The organism is Pseudoalteromonas sp. S4741 (assembly GCF_005886135.1).
GTDB lineage: Bacteria > Pseudomonadota > Gammaproteobacteria > Enterobacterales > Alteromonadaceae > Pseudoalteromonas > Pseudoalteromonas tetraodonis.
Map to the genome: position 1 here is coordinate 1 of NZ_PNCN01000178.1, position 253 is coordinate 253.

General features: G+C 40.3%; 1 pseudogene. It reads right to left on the reverse strand.

What is annotated here, in order from left to right:
* Positions 1 to 253: pseudogene (locus tag CWC30_RS18490) on the reverse strand (IS4 family transposase); the annotation flags it as partial.

Below are 253 nucleotides of genomic sequence, written 5' to 3' on the forward strand. Positions count from 1 at the left end.
AGGTGGTTAATCTTGCCATCATGGTCTCTGGTAATGACTCAAATTTCTTTCTGGCTTGAGGACTTGTGGACAAAATCACTATTTTATCATTGTCATTTATACTATGTTCAACTTGATACTGTAAATCCTTCCTCGCGGGTAACATCCAGTGAGTGTTATCTCCTTGGTTTTGCCATTGATGCAACAGTCCTAATGAGTAATAGCCGCGGTCAAACAAGGTAAGAGAATTATCTGGTACGGCTGGTAATAGTCG